This is a genomic window from Sphingomonas sp. CFBP 13728, from assembly GCF_014841895.1.
In the GTDB taxonomy this organism is placed as follows: domain Bacteria; phylum Pseudomonadota; class Alphaproteobacteria; order Sphingomonadales; family Sphingomonadaceae; genus Sphingomonas.
Genome location: NZ_JACYUS010000002.1, coordinates 744,730 through 761,647, shown reverse-complemented (window position 1 = coordinate 761,647; position 16,918 = coordinate 744,730). Strand labels below are relative to the sequence as shown.

Here is a 16,918-nt window from a genome sequence, read left to right as displayed (position 1 = left end):
AAAGGCACAGCCTCGACCTCCTATTTAACGGAGGCGTACAATTCCAACTGGCGTGTAACCGGCGATACGTTTGGTTTCGTGCATCAAGTCCATGAGTTCGGTAATTCCCCAAACTACCGCGTCCATTCTATCAGGACTCTTGCGACGGCTTGCGGGACTTCCGAAATCACACATCTGTTGCTCTAGGTCTTTGAGCGTTCCAACGTGATGAATGACCCCGCGCTCGTACTGGGCAGATACCGGCTCTGCGCGTGATGCTTTGCCGCCCGTGGTTGCGTTCGCTGTTACGAACTTCAGTGGCACGGTTGGAAAGTGGGTTCGCATCGTACTTTCCAGCCACAAGCCGCCTTGGTTCTTTTCCATCACAACACGGACTGCTCCCCAGTCGCGGTAAGCCTCGGTTACAATCTCGCAGACGGCATCGGGAGTGCCACGCAAGCTGTAGTCGGCCAGGACGTATGCGTGCCCATCGTCGGCCATACCCTGCACGGTGATACCGCTAAGATCGCTCTTGGGATCGGCTGTAACGGCTGGATCGACCGACACGGTGACGCGGGTTAGGTTTATGCCTTGGTCGAGGAGATGCGCCAGCGTTTCCTGTGGGGTGGCGATTGTTTGGGGCTTTGGTACGCGGTGATCGCGGAACATGCTCTCAACAAACAACGCGTTGGCATTCTCGTCGCACCATTCGCCATCAAGGTATCGCTTTCGTGATGCTGCGCTACCTGCCTCAAGTCCCTCCATGTAGTCGTCGGACAGGTTGCCCATGTTAGCGATGGTGTTGAGCTTTGCCTTTACCCATTCGTCGGGTCGGGGCATTGCGTCGCCGTCTTCGGGGTTCACATGCTCAACGAACGCCTTGTATTCCCAGTCGCTGTAAAAGCGCGGGTTGCAGTCAAAGAACATCTTGTTTTTGAGGACTTTGCCGTCGACGGTTTCAGAGCGGGAACGGAGACGAGATAGCAGAGTGGAGACATGCTTGTATGTGAAGCCGTCCTCATTGCATTCGTTGATCCAGATGGTGTTGAACTCGTCACCTAGAACTTTGGTGATGCGGTTCTCATCGAGGCCGTTGAAAAACAGTTGCGATTCGTTGGGGAACTGGATGCTCATGTCGGACAGCGAGATATTGCACTGGTCTTTTAGGCCGGGAAACGCCTTGTCCAGAACCTCATGCAGCGTTTTGTCGAAGAGCGTTTGTTCGCAGGATGCCCGTGTTAGTCGGAAGATGGCATGACGAGAAAGCGGGGCTCGGAGTGCGCGAAGAACAAGAATGTAGAGAATGAAGAAGCTTTTGCCGCTTCCCGATGGCCCGTAGAAAAGGTGGAACTTGTTTGCGGCGCTGGTAGCAAGTGCCATTGCGCGGCATTGGTCTTCGTTCAGCTGGATCTGTGGCTTTATTCCTGACCGGGGCTTGCTACTCATCCGCTATTTAAGCGGTGGCGGAACTCCCAGCTGACGTCCTAGTCACACAAACGATGGTGCTTTGGCACAGCCGTTTGGCAGGTTGCACTTTGCAATGATAGCTTGGCAATCTTTCAGGGCTTTCCCATCGGATATAAGAACCAACTTGTGCAGGCCGGCTGCAGCCAGAGCACGGAAACGGTCTATCGGAGGGGTGATGCCGAACAGTCTTGAGCCACCATGTTTGTCAACTAATACGGCAGCAGCCTTACTCGTGCTAACGTCCAGTGGGAGATACTTCTTCGACGATATGGTTTGCATATCGTCATACACTTCGGGATCGTTTTCTTTGAGTTCCTTACTGGCTGGCTTGAGAATCAGCATCTCGCCATTTTGGATCGCAGTGATTACGGCATTCCGAACGCTGTTTTGCGTTGTTGTAAGCGCGGCGCGCAAACCATGGGCATCGATAACATACTTGGGTTTGGGTTTCGCTGGAGCCGCTACCATGCTCAAACGATGCCGAACAGATCGTCCTGATACTTCCTCTTCAGGCCGCACAGTCGATATATGTCTAGGTCGTCTAAAAGACCGCGCTGGCGGGCATTCCCCAGTAGCGAGAGAAGTCGCGATCCATAGGTCGTTCGCTTTGTTTGAAGGGGGTCCGTCTTCCCTCCACCTTGACCATCGGTCGTGTCACCCGGCGGCACCACGCCGTTAAACTTGCTGCGCCACGTCGTATAGTTTGCCTGGGTGATGTAGCCAATCTCGACAAGTCGCCGAACTAGAGCCTCTTGGCTTATACCCAGGCGTTTCGCAAACCGCCGTATGTTGTCGTGATCAGCCGTGGCGGGGTATCCGAACCGCTGAATCGCGTTATTGATCAGCCCATTTGGCGCAAGAAGGTACGCCGCGAATTTGTTACAAAACTTTTCGACCTTATTCTTTATAATCGACGGATTCGACGTGCCCTCGGCCCGTAACAGAACGTGGCAAAACTCATGTGCCAACGTAAAAAGCTTTCGAGCCTTGCTGCTCAGCGTCGTATTGATGACGATAGCGTGGGGGCCGTCGGGAATATGAGCGTAGATACCGGCTGCTTCATCTGTCCCGAACGACTTATGCAGCACCAAGACGCCGAGAGACTCAATGTAACTTCTCAGACTGACGTAAACGGTGTTCGAGTTAGCAGCATCGAGCTGTTCTTGAATGCTAAAGCCCCAGCTCTTCCGCCATTTCTTGGCGAGCTCTATAGCCTCTCCGTCGGTGTATGCTGTTGTAATCGGAGCCAGGCTGGGGTCAATTTCGACGCCCAATTCCAAGGAAGCGAGGGTGCCGGCAATGCGCTCGACATATCCTATCGCTTCGAGCGTACCCTTCTTGAATTTACTTACATGAGGCGTCGCTGTGCGAAAATCGACTGCCTTGAGCAGTGGCGGCGTCTCGTCCATGAAGAATGCCTCCACAGGGACTGCCAGCTGTTCGGCGATCGCCTCAATCTCGTCGTCTTCTAACTCTCCATCGACCTCCAAAGCGCGGCGAAGATCCGCCGATGGAATGCCGGCGCGGATTGCTAGGGTGGTCAACGGCACGCCACGAGCGCTAATCACGCTTTTAAGGGCGGCTTGGGAGACTTTCACGTGTGCTTTGACTTTGGACCGTTGTGGGTCAAGCTGGGCTCGCTTTCGTTCGCTCAGCTTGCGAATGTGCAAACCGTAGGGATCGGACTCTATCTGGCCCTAGCAGTAATTCAAGTCGTCACTGAAGGCGGCGTTGCCGGGTTGTGGCGGCGAACCGCCACGGTCGAAGCGGCGATCGTCGCAACCAAAAAAGTCGACCTGCGGCAAGATGCGTCAGGTATTCTCGCTGACATCGGCGGGCTTGAGATGGGATTCCAGAAGGTCAACGGAACCGTACTTTATAGCGTAGTTGCCCTATTCGTCATCAGCGTGATTTATTTTTCCTACTGCACAGTTTGGCAGGAATTACCTGCCGAAGTAGCCGGAACTCTCTTCATCCTCGGATTTTACCTAGTTCTGCCAATATCAATCTTTGTTGTCGCCAGCCTCTACGTGAAAAGCCGGTGTTCTGAAATTGACGGGCGTATTAGGCGCTTACAATCAGATTTTGTCGCCGCGACATTTGGCGCCTGACATTCTAGTACACCCGGAGCCAGACGAGCTCGACAGAGAGCGCGCTTTAGAACGGGGAAATCTTAATCCTGACGTTTTCTTCCTCCCTTTGGCTCGCTCTCTGCGGCGACGTGTGCAATTGCCTTCTTCCACCGCTCACTATTTCGTAGATTCGTCTTCTTGATCGTCAAGTCTTTGCAATGCGGCAATGACTTAATAGCTTCCTTAATCGGATCAATCAGCGCTGGATGCAGCCACGGACTAAGCGTAATGTCTTTAATCCACTCTCGTTTCAGTTTGATATCGTGACTTTTCTTCTTAGCATCCGAGCAATCATACACAATTCTAAACTCGTCCTCATGCGTGAACGCATAACGCTTGAGGAATGGAAGATTAAACAAGCTCAAGTCCGTGATATTTTCAAGCTGCTCATAGGTCTTATACTCGACTTCTCCCCACGAGTAGCAGGGATCCTTCCTCAGACCCTCGAGTAGCTTTTCCTTGTCAATGTTAATCCTGACACCCTCATGTCCATTAGCGAACACGCTCCAATGGTGGAATGTCTCGGGAGCCTGCGTGAAGCAGGTGGCAAATACTGCGGGCAGATTTCTCTTCAATCGATATGCTTCTAAAAAGGCAATATCGTTTTCGTCTTCCCACGACGATGGGTTGAGAAGAGTGATCCGTTCCTTAACTAGCATATCTAACGCGACGGTCAGGCTCGTGTATCGCTTTATCGTATTCGTCCGTCGCTCGGTCACATTGCTCTCCCAATTGACCAGACACTATCGTGTCAGATTTTAAAAAACAGAAAATAGTCCAGTGGCCCCACCCTCGGCCCCCTAGCAGGTAGGGGTATATACACCCCCTGCGACCTCTTCTCAGGTTGACAGCTTGGCCCTGTGAACTGTCATGCGGCTGACGCCCAGCGACCGTGCGACCTCACCGGGCTTCATGCCCTCATCAAGCATCGCGCGGATGGTCGAGGAATCGGTTGCCCTTTGCCGCCCCTTATAGACCCCACGGGCCTTTGCAGCGGCTATGCCCTCAAGCTGCCGCTCCTTTCGTATCTCGGTCTCAAACTCGGCTACGGCCCCCAGCATGGACAGCATCAGCTTTCCGCTGCTCGTCGTGGTATCAACGCCACCCTGTTCCGTGCATCGGAAGCCGACCCCGTTGTGGATAAGTCTGTGGACCAAGCTGTGGAGATCATGAGCGGACCGTGCAAAGCGATCGAGCCGTGTTACCAGCAGCGTGTCGCCCTCACGTACAAAGTCCATTGCAGCGGATAGCTGATCGCGTTGAGTGTTAGTGCCGCTCCGCTTCTCACTGAATATCTTCTCACAACCCTGTGCCGTGAGTGCGGCGATCTGCACTGCTAGGTCTTGGTCCGTTGTGCTTACTCGGGCATAGCCGACGATCATGTAACATCTCCCTTAGACCCCATGCGTTTGTTGTCACATGAGCGGAAGGGCAACCTATATGTTACGGCGTGGCACTGCCCTGTTACTGTAACGGAAGCGTGTACTCTAGTGTTAGCCGCTGGGGCTCACTGCGATACGCAATGCTCTACCAGTAGCCTAGTAGCGGACACACCCAGCAGGGTATCAGCGTGGGGCTCTCTGGCTACTTCCTGTGTGCTTAGACCCCATCGCCTCCTTCACCCTCAATGGTGCCCAGGTCGAGAATGACGGGCTGATGTGTGACCACATCCATCTGCACTTTGTCCCCGTATCGACGGCGGTTTAGCTTTCCGAGCCTCCAGCGCAGATGTGCAACGCGTTCCTTGTCCCGGTAAAAGTCGCCCGTGGAAGTGGGGCCCCCAGCCAGAATGTCATCCGCAATGTCGTCCATCGTGCGGGCGTGGAACTCGTAAGCGATGTCCACTTGTTCCAGCAGTTCGGGGTCCTCACGGCACCACCTATTGAACGTGCTGTAACCAGGAAGCGCGGGGTCCTGACAAACGGACATGAGGCTTTCCCCACATGCCACACGGTCGAGGATGGTATCTACGATCTCGGGACTGCGCTTTGTGGGCTGGCCGGGTTTTGCCCGTGTAGCGGCGGCGATAGCGTTGCCCACAATGGGCATCTGTAGGGCTTGCTCCACACTGGGATTGAGGGCGGGCAGAAGCGTCGTTGTTTGCTTGGTATCGTCCATGCACGTATTTAAGAGAGCATCCGAATATCGCTTCTTCGTTACATCAAGCGGTGCATTCTCAATTCTTCGGGTTCATCAGTTCGTTGGCCGTGAAGCCTCGTATAAATGGCACTTTTGCCTTTATGTGTCCTACATACAGATAGTGCCTCGATGCCTCGTTTAAGCGGCCGACTGCATTATTGAATAGTTCGTTGTGTACATTGATCTGTTCAACCAGTGCGACGGGGTCGTCACTCTTCAATTGATGCTCAAAGCGGAGAACTGCATCTAACATCTTTTCAGTGTGATCCTGCATTCTTACAACTTCGATCATCACGTCGCTACCGAACAGCCACGTTAGTTCCTGTACCTGTCCGTTCAACGCTCGCCACTTTGCCTTTGCCTTCTCGGGTAGGCTTGGCTCTCCTTCAACTGCGACTTGCTCTTCGTAGAGGAGTTGCCAAGCAAGATCGGTCACATCACGGGTGAACGCGCTTAGGGCTTTATATCGCTTGTCATGTATGTCCGCGAATAGCTTTCGTTCGGCAGTACGGGCTTGTCGTAGCTGGAACCAAACAGTGAATGTACCGACGATTAGTACGACCCCTGCTTGGATAAGGGGTCCGAGGATCGGCTTGATTTCCGTCCACAACGATACCGGTTCATTCGTCATTGTAAGCCCCCGTAGAGGTCAGCAGTACCACATGGGATGGAAGCAGGCTACGGGGTGATCGTTAGGGCTTTAGGAGTTTCCGCAATGCCTTCAAGGCTGCGCCCGGATACTTCCACATGAGGTTCTCCGCTATCTGGCTGTCACTGCAACCCATAGCCGCCATCTTCATTCCCGTAATAAGGCGTTCCGGGTTCAACAAGCTATCGGGTGTTTCTGGTACTGGTGTTTCCACCACATAGGCCCAACTGCCCCATGTGGTCTGTTCGCTTTGTGGCTTGTGGTGGAGTTCCGCTTGTAAGTTGCGGGCTTGTTCAACGGTTAGGAGGAGTTTGCGTGTCATCACGTACTTAAAGATTTCTTAGGAAACCACTTTTAGGGAATCTGGTTATGAAAGCCCGCATTTCCTTCGACCTCGATACCCCATTTATGGACGGCCTTGACCGCGAGGGTGTCAAAGCTCTCGTCGTAGAACGGCTGCTAGTTCCGGCCCGTAATGCCCATAACGCTGCGCTCCACACAGTACGGAAGGACGATCAGCTATCCTTGGAGGAAAAGGCACCGGGCATGGGTCGCGCAATAGCGTTCATGCAGTTGGCTCTAATGGCCGAGGCAACGTTGCAGGTTGAGGTTACAGAGACAGCTTGAGTTTCAAGGCACTGTCTCGGTCCCGCATTACGACCACATACTCCATAGTGTCCGTCGCATCGTCGGTATTGATGTAGCTGTTGACATAGTGACGCAAAGCATCGTTTTCGCGCAACCATTCCCACAAGCGCAGTTCAAACCCGTCGTGTTTTGAGGTCTTCAACACATCACTGTGACGGAATGTCCAGCGAGCTTTGTAGAGCAGGTCACTCATCGCTTGTAGGAAATGAATGCGAGGCATTCCGCTTTCAGGGCATCGAACGAGTCCCGCAGTACGCTGGGATTGTCAACGTCGCTCCATAGCTGCCCAAGCTGGTCTTCATCCACGCATAACTGCCAGCGCTGGCCCACGCGGAACTTGTATTCCGATGGCCCACAGAGGAATGTCTCGACGCGGATGCCCAGTGCCTTGCTTAGAGCGCGCTCCACGTCGAACGCCTGCACATCTGTGGGTATTGTAGTCATCGGAGTTGGCCCTTCGCGTAAGACCAACTATTTACGGATATGACGTTTGGCGTTTTCTCGGGCTTTTATCCCCGACGAGCAGCAGCTTCCCAATCGTAGGCATCAACGCGCGCAAGGAAGTCGTCGCACAGGTCGTCGTCAAACTCGTTCAGCAGCTTGCCCGCCATACAAGCCAGTCCGGTGAGTTCGATATCGCGGGGCGTCTCGATCCGGCATGGAGTTGGACTGAACAAGCGACCAAGCGCCGACGGATAACGGTTGCGGATGGGAAACGGAATGATCTGCGCCGACATAGTAGTGAGCCCCTTAAATGTGTTGCTCAACAGTTTATGTTGCCATGCGCGCAGGCAATCTACCGAAGATACAGGTGAGTTGAATTCTGCTCTGTCAACCGCATTGAGTTGAACATCTATGCTCGCCCTATTCGATTAGCGGCAACATACGGGTTGCAGCAGGGCAGTTGGGCACTGCAAGATCGAAGGAATACACGATGAGCAAGTTCTCCCCCGCGATGCTGGTTCCCGCTTTGCAGGTTCCCGAGTTCAACAAGGCGGTTGCGGGTCGGACGGTTCAGCAGGTCGCGCTCGACAACATTGCGAAGATGAAGGAGCAATATGCGGCTGGCGATGGCGCAGAGGGCAAGCTAAACTTCAAACTGTCCGGCGATAAGATCGCGTTTACGATCCGGGTGTCGAACAGCGCGTTGGTCCTTGAGCGCGTGAAGGTGCAGGACACCGACGTGGACGTAAAGGAAATGAGCGTACCCAAGGCCAACTTCAACGACGCGCTCGACTATTACGCGGACCGGATCAAGGCCGGTGAGTACGATGCGCAGATTGCCTCACTGTCGGAAAAGCGGGTTGCGCGAACGGACAAGATGAAGACCACACGGGCAGCGAAGAAGGCCGAGCCCGCAAAGGGCTAACAGGACTACCGCACTACCCACGCCCCGGCCGAAAGGCTGGGGCTTTTCCTTGACGTGTTGACAGTCCGGTAACGCATGGGTTCTATCCGCGCAGTTTCACAAGCGGAGGACCGGACATGGCAGTAGACTACGGCGATTGGGCAGCGACAGGCGACGAGGATGCCAGCTTTGACCGGGCTCCGTTTGATCACGAGGGCGCACGCAAGAAAATGCAGTCGCGCATCGCGCAGACGATGAGGCAGCTTAACGGCGAGAAGGTCTCCGCTCAGGGTGGCAAGGATTTTGAACCGCTGCACAATAACGGCGTGATTTACCGGCCCACTTTGAACAATCAGCCTATCAAGCTTCCCGGCGTTCCCGAGGGAGGGTTGCGCATCAGCCGGTCAAAGTTGCAGGAAAAGCTTCCCGACTTTGCAAAGGACGTGGAAGCTGGTCATTTTGACGATCAGCTAGAAGCGGCGTTGACCTTTGGTGCGACGAACAAGCTGGGAATCCCGCGTAAGGCCAATTCGTCGACTGGTGGCACTCGGACCGTTGGAACGCAGAGCGCGCTCAACATCGGCGTTGCAGCGAAGCGCCGTTCTAAGACCCCGCCGTCGTTTGAGGACATTCGGAAGTCCTACATCGACGCCGGCAGCGATCCTGCGGAGGTCGATATCGCGATTGCCAAGCGTAAGGAAGCCGAGGGCGCTTGACGCAGAAAAGCCCTGCTAGAAAGGAAACTAGCAGGGCTTGACCGGTGTTCAGAAAGGAGAGCGCGGACAGGCCAATGACTTCCTCTCCGCGTACCTATTTATCAGGCACGTATTTTGCCATTCGCTCGGGCATCGCTGGCATACTGGGACAGTGGCTTAGTCGCCTTGAAGTGAGCATCCTGCTCCATCTTCAAGCCAGCCGGACCGGTAATTTCGTAAATCTCATCCAGCGAGATATAGCCCAGTTCCGGCGAGCCCATTCCCAAGTCGGCTAACCCAAACGCGAGCCCGTCGTCAGGGTCCATTTCAGTCAGCAGCCAAGTTCCATTGGTCCACGGCAGAAATATCTTGCAGACCGGGTGGAAGTCCTGCTCGCCCTTCGTGCCTTTGAGGGGCTGTTGCTGAACATGGTTGTTCACGAGCTGTTGCAGGGATACAGCGTCGATCACGTTTACAAAATCAAATGGTTGACTCATGTGGCGTACTCCTTGTTGCCACATTCCTATCAATAGCCTTTGATCTTCTAGGACAACACTAGACTGCTCTAGGTTTTCCAAATTGCGACACCGCGTACAGGGCCAGTTCGTGCTCCATCTGGTCACGGCTTAACAGATGTTCATGCGTCGCCTTTGTCTCCGTGAAGGCGCGGAAAAAGAACGGCGCTCCATCGCTGGCGTCAATGTTGTGCCGGGTGTTGATCGCCCACACAAAGGCCAGCACGGCGGGACCGGTTTCGGGCCACTGATAGGCCGCATAGACGGTTGTGCCCTCGTTTTCGATCTCGTGGCTTGCAGCGAGTATGAAGGCATTCCCCAGCCGCAGAACCTGATCCTGCAACTCGGGGGAGGGCTCGATCATCCGACTGTTCGCCGTCGTGAGAACCATACTGTAGAGAAGTTCGGGCAACCCGCTAACAGCGCGGACTTCCATTCTGCGTGACATGCAACCTCCGTGGCAAAAGCCCATCGGGCGTGCCAATCTCGTTGCGTGTCAACCTAGCGTGCTTAACAGACGCAAAAAAGCCCCGGACTAGCCGGGGCTTGCATTAGTTGGGCGTTGCCCCGCTTAGTTTGCGGGGCGCCAGTGCTTTCCGTCGAGATAAAGCAGCTTCCTGTCGTCGTCTGCGCTGCACTCGACAACATCAAAGTCGCCAAGCTTGTCCCGGATCGTTTTGCGGAGTGGCGCGCTATCGCCTTCCTCAAGGCGAAACCATGCACCGTTGAAGTAGCCAAAGCGCCGGGGATCGTTGACGCTGCACTCGACTAGGACAACAGCGCGCTTGTAAGTGCCCTCGACCTCAACAACCTGCGTTTGAACCCAGCCCTTTGCAGCGTCAAGCAGCATGTCGTTCTTACCGGGAAGCTTGCTTATGTTCGTCATGTTGTGCGCTCCTTTGTTTGTCGCACTCATCTTCTGTTGCCATTGATAACTCTGGACAACCGATCTTTTACTATCTGCTAACTCTTTTACTCACTCAGACATGGAAAAGGCGGACCACACTTTTGTGCAGCCCGCCCCTTGCTTTTACAGAAGCTCTAAAATCCTCTCGCCCATTCGATCTGCAACGTCTTGCTGCGCGTACTCCAGATTCAACTCGATCATCGATTTAAGCTCTTTGATCATCTCGTGTAGCTTTTCATCATTGTTCGAAGCAGCCGATGCCTCAGCAATCTCAAACAGTCCGCTGTAGTCTTTCATCGTGTGCGCTCCTATCCTTGTCGCACCACTCTATCAATAGTCTTTGAGCAGACTGGGCAACCACAGACTTGAAGCGGGTTACGCTCAACTCCGCTCAACTAGAAATCTGCTCTAAGCGTCAACTCTTTGCTCGCTCTGGTTTTGGACTGGAAACATACAGTCGGAAGAGGAGCAAACAAATGCAGATCGATCTTAACGCTTTCGCCGACTACGCACTGAACACTTTCGACTTCAACGACCAGTTCGAAGACGATGCTTTCTCGGTCGAGTTTGAAGGTGTCAAAATCTACTGCGAGCGCAAGCGCAGCCACTTCCTGTTGCATGTGGGCGCCGAGCGTCACCAACTGCCCCGTTAAGCGCGTTTCCGCACTCACCCTGATAGCAAGAAGCCCGCGTAGCATACGCGGGCTTCCCTACCTCTGATTGCTCAGGAAGACGCTCCTAGCCGCCGTACTTCCATTTTTGCTGCGATGGATCGACGGGAGTCCGAACCGGCTGGGGCATACGGCGCAGCACGTCGGCTGTCAGTGACTTAGGACCGGGCAAGCCCTTGTGAACATCGAGATTGTTTCGGAGGTCCACGGGATCACCGATGATGTTGCCCTTTTGATCAAAGCGCCAAGCCATCATTCCGTTTTGCAGCATGACAGTGGCGATCCCGTCAGTGTCGCAAACGATCCGGGTTAGAAACGCGAGCGCTTGTTTGACCCTGACACGCGCCGAGTAGCGGGCGTCTTTGTCCTCGCTGTTGATGCTGTTTTTGACCTCAAGCACTCGCTGTAGATGCTCGTCGGGGTTTGCACTGCCCCGCTGGCGAGACAGCTCATCTTGCATGGCGCGGAGTTGTGCATCGTCGGCTTCTAGTTCGGTCTCGATCTCCGCAGCTTTGACCGCGAGGGCTTTGACGAAGAACTCTGCTAGGCTGTCAACGATAGCTGCGAGATTGCGGCGCTTGCCCTCAATCTGACGCTCTAACTCCGAGACGTTTGCTGATAGCGCGGCAACATGATCGGGCACGGTGAACTTTTTATCGTCAATCGCAACCGCTAGCACGGCATCAAGAATCGCTGGTTCGAGCATTTCGTAGCGGAATGTCTTGCTGTTCGCGCATTCGTGTTTCCGCCGATTATTGTTGCACCGGAGATAGCTGATATCGACGCCGGAAACGTAAGACAGCTTTCGACCGTCTAGCTTGCTTTTATGCCCGGTCGTCCGACCCGCTTTCTGCCGGCTTTGAAAATACATGGGAGCCCCGCACTTGCAGAAGGCCGAACCCGAAAACAGATTGTTGACCTGCGCTTCGGCTGGGCCACCGCCGAAACGGCGCAGTCCACGCACCGATACAACACGGTCGAACAACTCGGCTGGGATAGCTTGCGGGTAGTGGTCGGGAACGACGATGCCCTTACCGGTTTCGTTGATGCCGCTGTGAGTGCGCGACATTGGAACGTACTCACCGAGGACAGCGCGGTTCGTTAGCAGCTTGTGCAGATAGGCAGTGTTCCAGCCATTTCCCTTGTCCTTTTTGCCGACTGCCCAGCTTGGCTCCTTTCGATCGTTGAGCCGGGACGCAATGCTGGGAAGACCGTACCCCTCAACATACAGATCGAATATCTCGCGGAGGACGGCAGTACGATGCGGATTTAGTACCGGCGCATTCGTCTTGGGGTCACGATCCATCCAACCGGGCGGCATACCGATCTTCGCTGACTTGTCGCCAGCCTCGATGGCCTTGATCTTGCGCGACCAGTTATCGAGCCCTCGATCGCTTTTCTTTTTGCTCTCGTCCCGCGCACCCTCGGACTTGAACACCAACTCCATGATGGTGCCACCGTCGATCCGCGCACCGGCAGGATAGAAGCGGTCGCTGTCGATGGTCGCAACGCTGACGCCGTTTTCGACGCATAGCTTTAGAAACGCGTGAACCTGCTCCCAGCCTTCTCGGCTGATGCGGTCAAAATGCTCAACGATGAATACCGCACCGTTGCGGTAAAAACCCTTCTCGACCTGTCGTTCGAACGCATACAGCGCGCCGCCTTCACTTCGATTAGCGCCGTGGAACGCTGAACGGCCTTTGTCCGATATCTCGCGATCCGGGTCGAGAAGCCATCCCTTGCTTAAAGCGTAGTTTCGGCCGTTTTCGAACTGGCGGACAAGTGACGTGCCGCGCCCCTGTTCCTGCGAGGAAAAGCGCGCGTACAAAAATGCTGGAAGTGTCATGCGCAGTTTTTAAGCGCCATCGGACGCGTGGTGCAACTGCCTTATGCTTGATCCGCGAAGGCGCCACGCTGGTGCAATCGGCCGCCGACATCCTCGAACAGATCCGCCCGTTCGACCCGCGCTCGGTCCGCTCCCCGATCGACGCCTACGCCGCCTCGCCCCCCGAGGACGCCAGCGACACCGACCGCCGCCGGATCACCGACCTGCTCGGCCCCGTCCCCGTCGCGATCGACGAGCTCATCCGCCAGTCGCGCCTGAGCCCGGCCGTGGTCCACACGGTCTTGCTCGAACTCGAACTGGGCGGCCGCCTCGAACGCCATGCCGGCGGCCGGGCAAGCCTCAGCTGACCTAACCGACCAGTCTCGGTCCCGGGACAGATACCGCGGAAACGTCCTCGCATGAGTCGGCCTGCTGATCGCCGGCCGCTGCATCCTCGCCGCAATCCCGCGCGATCGTGGCGATCAAGACGTCCAGCTCGTTCTGGTGCAGCTTTATCTCGTCGAGCACGGACGACTGCGCGACCTGCTCGCGCAAAGCGACGATCCGCTTGGCAAGAAACGCGCATTTCCACCGAGCAACGGTCAAGGCGTCGTTGGTCACGATGCCTCTCCCGCCTCTGTGATAAGAGACCGTCGAACGCTCGTCACCGCGCCGTGAAGTTCCCGTCGCACGTCGATCCCTGCGCGAAAGGACGCGATCCGCGTGGGGAACCAGTGTGCCCGGCGAAATCCTTCCGAGCCGTTCCGCAACGTCGACAGGTTCACGGTCTCGACTACCACGCACCGTACGGCCGCATCGGTCGAACACAGACGTAAGGTTTGATGATTTCTTATCATATCATCGCGGTAACTGACGAACCTGGATCAATTAATCCGGGAAATACCCTGCATTGAGACCGATGGCCCTGGTTCGCCCGAACATGGTACCGGACCTCAGCGGGTCCGGGCGTGCGTCGATCCTCGATGGAGACGATCGCAGAGACTGCGCTAAACACGGAGTATCGCAGCCTCGCCGCGGTTGCTCCTCTGGAAAACCCGCCCCCGCGACCGCACCTCTTGCACGTCACTCTGAACCCACTGCGGGTTGACGCGGCTACCCCGACGCCGTCACCCTCGTACGCGTACACGTAAGGACCCTGGTTTCCCCATGCAGCTTGTCATCGTCGAATCGCCTGCCAAGGCCAAAACCATCGAGAAGTATCTGGGCAGCGATTACCGCGTCCTGGCCAGCTACGGCCATGTCCGCGATCTGCCGCCCAAGGACGGCTCGGTCGATCCCGACGATGCGTTCGCGATGACGTGGGAGAATTACGCGGACAAGTCGAAGCAGTTGAAGGCGATCACCGATCTCGCCAAGGTCGCCGACCGCCTGATCCTCGCGACCGATCCGGATCGCGAGGGCGAGGCGATCTCGTGGCATGTCCGCGAAGTGCTGCGCGCACGGAAGGCACTGCCCAAGGAGGTCGAGCGGGTCACCTTCAACGCGATCACCAAGGCGACGGTGACCGAGGCGATGAAGAACCCGCGCGAGCTCGACGACGACCTGATCGACGCGTACCGCGCACGCCGCGCGCTCGACTACCTCGTCGGCTTCACGCTCTCGCCGGTGCTGTGGCGCAAGCTGCCCGGCGCCAAGTCCGCCGGCCGCGTCCAGTCCGTCTCGCTCCGCCTGATCGTCCAGCGCGAGCGCGAGATCGATGTCTTCAAGCCGCAGGAATACTGGTCCGTCACCGCCGAGATGGAGCATGACGGCACCGCCTTCACCTCGCGGCTGACGCAGTTCGAGGGCAACAAGCTCGACCGCCTCTCGATCGGCAACGAAGGCGATGCCCTGCGCGCCAAGCAGGCCGTGCTCGACGGCAATTTCTCGGTCCAGTCGGTCGAGACCAAGCCCGCCGGTCGCAACCCACCGCCGCCGTTCACGACGTCGACGTTGCAGCAGGAGGCCTCGCGCAAACTCGGTTTCTCGGCGGATCACACGATGCGGATCGCGCAGGGCCTCTATGAGGACGGCGCGATCACCTACATGCGTACCGACGGCGTGCAGATGGATTCGAGCGCGATAAGTGCCGCGCGCTTGGCCGTCGCGAACCGCTTCGACGCGAGCTATGTCCCCGACAAGCCACGCCAATACCAGTCGAAGGCGAAGAACGCACAGGAAGCGCACGAGGCGATCCGCCCGACCGACTTCGGCAAGGACAAGGCCGGCGGCGGCGATCACGCGCGCCTCTACGACCTGATCTTCAAGCGCGCGCTCGCGAGCCAGATGGCGTCGGCGCGGATGGAACGCACCACGGTCGAGATGGCCGACGGCACCGGCCGCAACATCCTGCGCGCCACCGGCCAGGTCGTGCTCTTCCCCGGCTATCTCGCGCTGTACGAGGAAGGGTCGGACGATTCCGCTGACGAGGACGCGCGCCGCCTGCCGCGGATGCGCGAAGGCGATGCGCCCGCGAAGAAGAAGGTCGACGCCGAGCAGCACTTCACCCAGCCGCCGCCACGCTTCTCCGAAGCCTCGCTGGTCAAGCGCATGGAGGAACTCGGCATCGGCCGGCCGTCCACCTACGCGTCGATCATCAAGACGCTGAAGGACCGCGCCTATGTCCGGATCGAGAAGAACCGCTTCTTCGCCGAGGAGTCCGGCCGGCTGGTGACGGCGTTCCTGGAGCGCTTCTTCGAGAAATACGTCGGCTACGACTACACCGCCGAGCTGGAGGAAGAGCTCGACGACGTCTCCGGCGGCCGCGCGCAGTGGCAGTCGGTGCTCGACGCGTTCTGGCGCGATTTCAAGCCGCGCACCAACGAGGTGATGGAGCAGCAGCCGTCGGCGATCACCGCCGAACTCGACACCTTCCTCGCGCCGTATTTGTTCCCCGCCAAGGCTGACGGCGGCGATCCGCGTCTCTGCCCGAACTGCGGTGAGGGCCAGCTTGCGCTGCGGGGCGGCAAATTCGGCGCGTTTATCGCGTGCTCGAACTATCCTGAGTGCAAATACACGCGTCGCTTCGCGCAGCCCGGCGGCGATGCCGAAGCGGATGCCGGCCCGTCGACGCTCGGCACGCATCCCGACACCGGCCAGCCGATCGAGCGCAAGTCGGGACGCTTCGGCCCGTATCTGCAGATCGGCGAAGGCGAAGACCGCAAGATGGCGTCGATCCCGAAGGACATCGGCGAGCTCAATCTGGAGTGGGCGGTCAAACTGCTGTCCCTCCCGCGGACGGTGGGCAACCACCCCGAGACCGGCGAACCGATCATCTCGACGATCGGCAAGTTCGGCCCGTATCTGAAGCACGCGGGCAAATACGCCCGACTCCAGACGACTGCGGACGTGTTCGAGACGGGCATGAATGCAGCGGTGGTGAAGCTCGCCGAAGCCGCAGCGGGCGGCGGACGTACCGCGCGCGGGGCGCAGGCACCGCTCAAGATCCTCGGCAACCATCCGCGCACCGAGGCGGAGATCAAGCTGATGGAAGGGCGTTACGGCGCCTACGTCACCGACGGCACCACCAACGCGACGCTGCCCAAGTCGATCGAAAAGGACCAGCTGACGCTTGAGGAAGCGGCGTCATTGATCGACGCACGCGCCGCTGCGGCGCCAGCAACGAAGAAGAAGAAAGCGCCCGCCAAGAAGCCGGCGGCGAAAAAGGCACCGGCCAAGACAGCAGTGGCCAAGGACGAGGCTGAAGCGAAGGCTCCGGCAAAGAAGGCGCCGGCTAAAAAGGCCCCCGCCAAGAAAGCCGCGCCAAAGAAGAAAGCCGAAGCCTAATCCTCCCTGCAAGGGGAGGGGGACCATCCAAAGGATGGTGGAGGGGGGCTTCCCCAAAAGCACCCCTGCGTAAGGTAAGCCCCACGAACGCTACGCTCGCGGTGATCCCCCTCCACCCTTCGCCAAGCGGCGAACGGTCCCCCTCCCCGTTCCGGGG

The 16,918-nt window shown here is 57.1% G+C and carries 22 protein-coding genes and 1 pseudogene; 6 read left to right on the top strand and 17 right to left on the bottom strand.

Annotated elements, in window-relative coordinates:
- Positions 1–24 precede the first annotated feature (24 nt).
- From IFT67_RS12510 to IFT67_RS12500, 3 genes are all read right to left on the bottom strand, one after another.
- Complete coding sequence (locus IFT67_RS12510) at positions 25–1,359, bottom strand: phage terminase large subunit (protein WP_192238559.1); 1,335 nt, start codon at positions 1,357–1,359, stop codon at positions 25–27.
- Positions 1,360–1,467: 108 nt separating this feature from the next.
- Positions 1,468–1,914 carry a hypothetical protein gene (locus IFT67_RS12505; protein WP_192238558.1) on the bottom strand — a complete coding sequence of 149 codons (447 nt, stop codon included), beginning with the start codon at positions 1,912–1,914 and terminating at the stop codon, positions 1,468–1,470.
- 2 nt (positions 1,915–1,916) lie between these two features.
- Positions 1,917–2,990 carry an ImmA/IrrE family metallo-endopeptidase gene (locus IFT67_RS12500; RefSeq protein WP_192238557.1) on the bottom strand — a complete coding sequence of 358 codons (1,074 nt, stop codon included), beginning with the start codon at positions 2,988–2,990 and terminating at the stop codon, positions 1,917–1,919.
- A gap of 54 nt (positions 2,991–3,044) precedes the next feature.
- Between IFT67_RS12500 and IFT67_RS12495 the strand changes: the two genes are divergently transcribed.
- Entirely contained in the window at positions 3,045–3,557 is a 513-nt protein-coding gene (locus tag IFT67_RS12495; protein ID WP_192238556.1) for a hypothetical protein, read from the top strand.
- 62 nt (positions 3,558–3,619) lie between these two features.
- Here IFT67_RS12495 and IFT67_RS12490 read toward each other — a convergent pair whose 3' ends face one another.
- The 8 genes from IFT67_RS12490 to IFT67_RS12455 form a co-directional block, all read right to left on the bottom strand.
- Positions 3,620–4,297 (bottom strand): DUF2971 domain-containing protein, encoded by a 678-nt coding sequence (locus IFT67_RS12490; RefSeq protein WP_192238555.1) that lies wholly within the window; start codon positions 4,295–4,297, stop codon positions 3,620–3,622.
- Between the two features lie 120 nt (positions 4,298–4,417).
- Entirely contained in the window at positions 4,418–4,960 is a 543-nt protein-coding gene (locus IFT67_RS12485; RefSeq protein WP_192238554.1) for a recombinase family protein, read from the bottom strand.
- A 217-nt stretch (positions 4,961–5,177) separates the two neighbouring features.
- Positions 5,178–5,696, bottom strand: a complete 519-nt coding sequence (locus tag IFT67_RS12480) for a terminase small subunit-like protein (RefSeq protein WP_192238553.1) — start codon at positions 5,694–5,696, stop codon at positions 5,178–5,180.
- A gap of 58 nt (positions 5,697–5,754) precedes the next feature.
- Positions 5,755–6,348, bottom strand: a complete 594-nt coding sequence (locus IFT67_RS12475) for a hypothetical protein (RefSeq protein ID WP_192238552.1) — start codon at positions 6,346–6,348, stop codon at positions 5,755–5,757.
- 61 nt (positions 6,349–6,409) lie between these two features.
- A complete protein-coding gene (locus tag IFT67_RS12470) occupies positions 6,410–6,688 on the bottom strand; it encodes a hypothetical protein (RefSeq protein ID WP_192238551.1) in 279 nt (92 codons plus the stop codon).
- A 288-nt stretch (positions 6,689–6,976) separates the two neighbouring features.
- Positions 6,977–7,207, bottom strand: coding sequence for a hypothetical protein (locus tag IFT67_RS12465; protein ID WP_192238550.1), 231 nt, complete (start codon positions 7,205–7,207; stop codon positions 6,977–6,979).
- The gene (locus IFT67_RS12460; protein ID WP_192238549.1) at positions 7,204–7,437 is read right to left on the bottom strand and encodes a hypothetical protein; all 234 of its coding nucleotides are present in this window, start codon (positions 7,435–7,437) and stop codon (positions 7,204–7,206) included. Before IFT67_RS12460 ends, IFT67_RS12465 begins: the two co-directional genes overlap by 4 nt.
- 86 nt (positions 7,438–7,523) lie before the next feature.
- A complete protein-coding gene (locus IFT67_RS12455) occupies positions 7,524–7,751 on the bottom strand; it encodes a hypothetical protein (RefSeq protein ID WP_192238548.1) in 228 nt (75 codons plus the stop codon).
- Between the two features lie 197 nt (positions 7,752–7,948).
- Between IFT67_RS12455 and IFT67_RS12450 the strand changes: the two genes are divergently transcribed.
- Complete coding sequence (locus IFT67_RS12450) at positions 7,949–8,383, top strand: hypothetical protein (protein WP_192238547.1); 435 nt, start codon at positions 7,949–7,951, stop codon at positions 8,381–8,383.
- Between the two features lie 116 nt (positions 8,384–8,499).
- On the top strand, positions 8,500–9,078 hold the full coding sequence (locus tag IFT67_RS12445) for a hypothetical protein (RefSeq protein ID WP_192238546.1): 579 nt from the start codon (positions 8,500–8,502) through the stop codon (positions 9,076–9,078).
- Positions 9,079–9,179: 101 nt separating this feature from the next.
- Here the strand turns inward: IFT67_RS12445 and IFT67_RS12440 are convergent, their stop codons facing one another.
- The 4 genes from IFT67_RS12440 to IFT67_RS12425 form a co-directional block, all read right to left on the bottom strand.
- On the bottom strand, positions 9,180–9,554 hold the full coding sequence (locus IFT67_RS12440) for a DUF2958 domain-containing protein (RefSeq protein WP_192238545.1): 375 nt from the start codon (positions 9,552–9,554) through the stop codon (positions 9,180–9,182).
- Between the two features lie 58 nt (positions 9,555–9,612).
- A complete protein-coding gene (locus IFT67_RS12435) occupies positions 9,613–9,963 on the bottom strand; it encodes a hypothetical protein (RefSeq protein WP_192238544.1) in 351 nt (116 codons plus the stop codon).
- A gap of 180 nt (positions 9,964–10,143) precedes the next feature.
- Positions 10,144–10,458 (bottom strand): hypothetical protein, encoded by a 315-nt coding sequence (locus IFT67_RS12430; protein ID WP_192238543.1) that lies wholly within the window; start codon positions 10,456–10,458, stop codon positions 10,144–10,146.
- Between the two features lie 144 nt (positions 10,459–10,602).
- Positions 10,603–10,776: a hypothetical protein gene (locus IFT67_RS12425; RefSeq protein ID WP_192238542.1), complete on the bottom strand. Its 174-nt coding sequence runs from the start codon at positions 10,774–10,776 to the stop codon at positions 10,603–10,605.
- Positions 10,777–10,955: 179 nt separating this feature from the next.
- On the opposite strand from IFT67_RS12425, the gene IFT67_RS12420 reads away from it, so the two are divergent.
- Positions 10,956–11,132 (top strand): hypothetical protein, encoded by a 177-nt coding sequence (locus IFT67_RS12420; RefSeq protein WP_192238541.1) that lies wholly within the window; start codon positions 10,956–10,958, stop codon positions 11,130–11,132.
- Between the two features lie 85 nt (positions 11,133–11,217).
- Here IFT67_RS12420 and IFT67_RS12415 read toward each other — a convergent pair whose 3' ends face one another.
- On the bottom strand, positions 11,218–12,996 hold the full coding sequence (locus tag IFT67_RS12415) for a recombinase family protein (RefSeq protein WP_192238540.1): 1,779 nt from the start codon (positions 12,994–12,996) through the stop codon (positions 11,218–11,220).
- A gap of 47 nt (positions 12,997–13,043) precedes the next feature.
- On the opposite strand from IFT67_RS12415, the pseudogene IFT67_RS12410 reads away from it, so the two are divergent.
- A pseudogene (locus IFT67_RS12410) lies at positions 13,044–13,343 on the top strand (DprA-like winged helix domain-containing protein); the annotation flags it as partial.
- A gap of 1 nt (position 13,344) precedes the next feature.
- On the opposite strand, the gene IFT67_RS12405 reads toward IFT67_RS12410, so the two are convergent.
- Positions 13,345–13,596 carry a hypothetical protein gene (locus IFT67_RS12405; RefSeq protein WP_192238538.1) on the bottom strand — a complete coding sequence of 84 codons (252 nt, stop codon included), beginning with the start codon at positions 13,594–13,596 and terminating at the stop codon, positions 13,345–13,347.
- Positions 13,597–14,142: 546 nt separating this feature from the next.
- Between IFT67_RS12405 and topA the strand changes: the two genes are divergently transcribed.
- On the top strand, positions 14,143–16,761 hold the full coding sequence (topA, locus tag IFT67_RS12400; RefSeq protein ID WP_192238537.1) for a type I DNA topoisomerase: 2,619 nt from the start codon (positions 14,143–14,145) through the stop codon (positions 16,759–16,761).
- The last annotated feature ends 157 nt before the right edge of the window (positions 16,762–16,918 follow it).

Excerpts from the sequence above, each read along its gene's own strand:
- IFT67_RS12510 (WP_192238559.1), bottom strand. The coding sequence starts at position 1,359 with ATGGCACTTGCTACCAGCGCCGCAAACAAGTTCCACCTTTTCTACGGG.
- IFT67_RS12505 (WP_192238558.1), bottom strand. The coding sequence starts at position 1,914 with ATGGTAGCGGCTCCAGCGAAACCCAAACCCAAGTATGTTATCGATGCC.
- IFT67_RS12485 (WP_192238554.1), bottom strand. The coding sequence starts at position 4,960 with ATGATCGTCGGCTATGCCCGAGTAAGCACAACGGACCAAGACCTAGCA.
- IFT67_RS12480 (WP_192238553.1), bottom strand. The coding sequence starts at position 5,696 with ATGGACGATACCAAGCAAACAACGACGCTTCTGCCCGCCCTCAATCCC.
- IFT67_RS12475 (WP_192238552.1), bottom strand. The coding sequence starts at position 6,348 with ATGACGAATGAACCGGTATCGTTGTGGACGGAAATCAAGCCGATCCTC.
- IFT67_RS12470 (WP_192238551.1), bottom strand. The coding sequence starts at position 6,688 with ATGACACGCAAACTCCTCCTAACCGTTGAACAAGCCCGCAACTTACAA.
- IFT67_RS12465 (WP_192238550.1), bottom strand. The coding sequence starts at position 7,207 with ATGAGTGACCTGCTCTACAAAGCTCGCTGGACATTCCGTCACAGTGAT.
- IFT67_RS12455 (WP_192238548.1), bottom strand. The coding sequence starts at position 7,751 with ATGTCGGCGCAGATCATTCCGTTTCCCATCCGCAACCGTTATCCGTCG.
- IFT67_RS12450 (WP_192238547.1), top strand. The coding sequence starts at position 7,949 with ATGAGCAAGTTCTCCCCCGCGATGCTGGTTCCCGCTTTGCAGGTTCCC.
- IFT67_RS12445 (WP_192238546.1), top strand. The coding sequence starts at position 8,500 with ATGGCAGTAGACTACGGCGATTGGGCAGCGACAGGCGACGAGGATGCC.
- IFT67_RS12440 (WP_192238545.1), bottom strand. The coding sequence starts at position 9,554 with ATGAGTCAACCATTTGATTTTGTAAACGTGATCGACGCTGTATCCCTG.
- IFT67_RS12435 (WP_192238544.1), bottom strand. The coding sequence starts at position 9,963 with ATGGTTCTCACGACGGCGAACAGTCGGATGATCGAGCCCTCCCCCGAG.
- IFT67_RS12430 (WP_192238543.1), bottom strand. The coding sequence starts at position 10,458 with ATGACGAACATAAGCAAGCTTCCCGGTAAGAACGACATGCTGCTTGAC.
- IFT67_RS12425 (WP_192238542.1), bottom strand. The coding sequence starts at position 10,776 with ATGAAAGACTACAGCGGACTGTTTGAGATTGCTGAGGCATCGGCTGCT.
- IFT67_RS12420 (WP_192238541.1), top strand. The coding sequence starts at position 10,956 with ATGCAGATCGATCTTAACGCTTTCGCCGACTACGCACTGAACACTTTC.
- IFT67_RS12415 (WP_192238540.1), bottom strand. The coding sequence starts at position 12,996 with ATGACACTTCCAGCATTTTTGTACGCGCGCTTTTCCTCGCAGGAACAG.
- topA (WP_192238537.1), top strand. The coding sequence starts at position 14,143 with ATGCAGCTTGTCATCGTCGAATCGCCTGCCAAGGCCAAAACCATCGAG.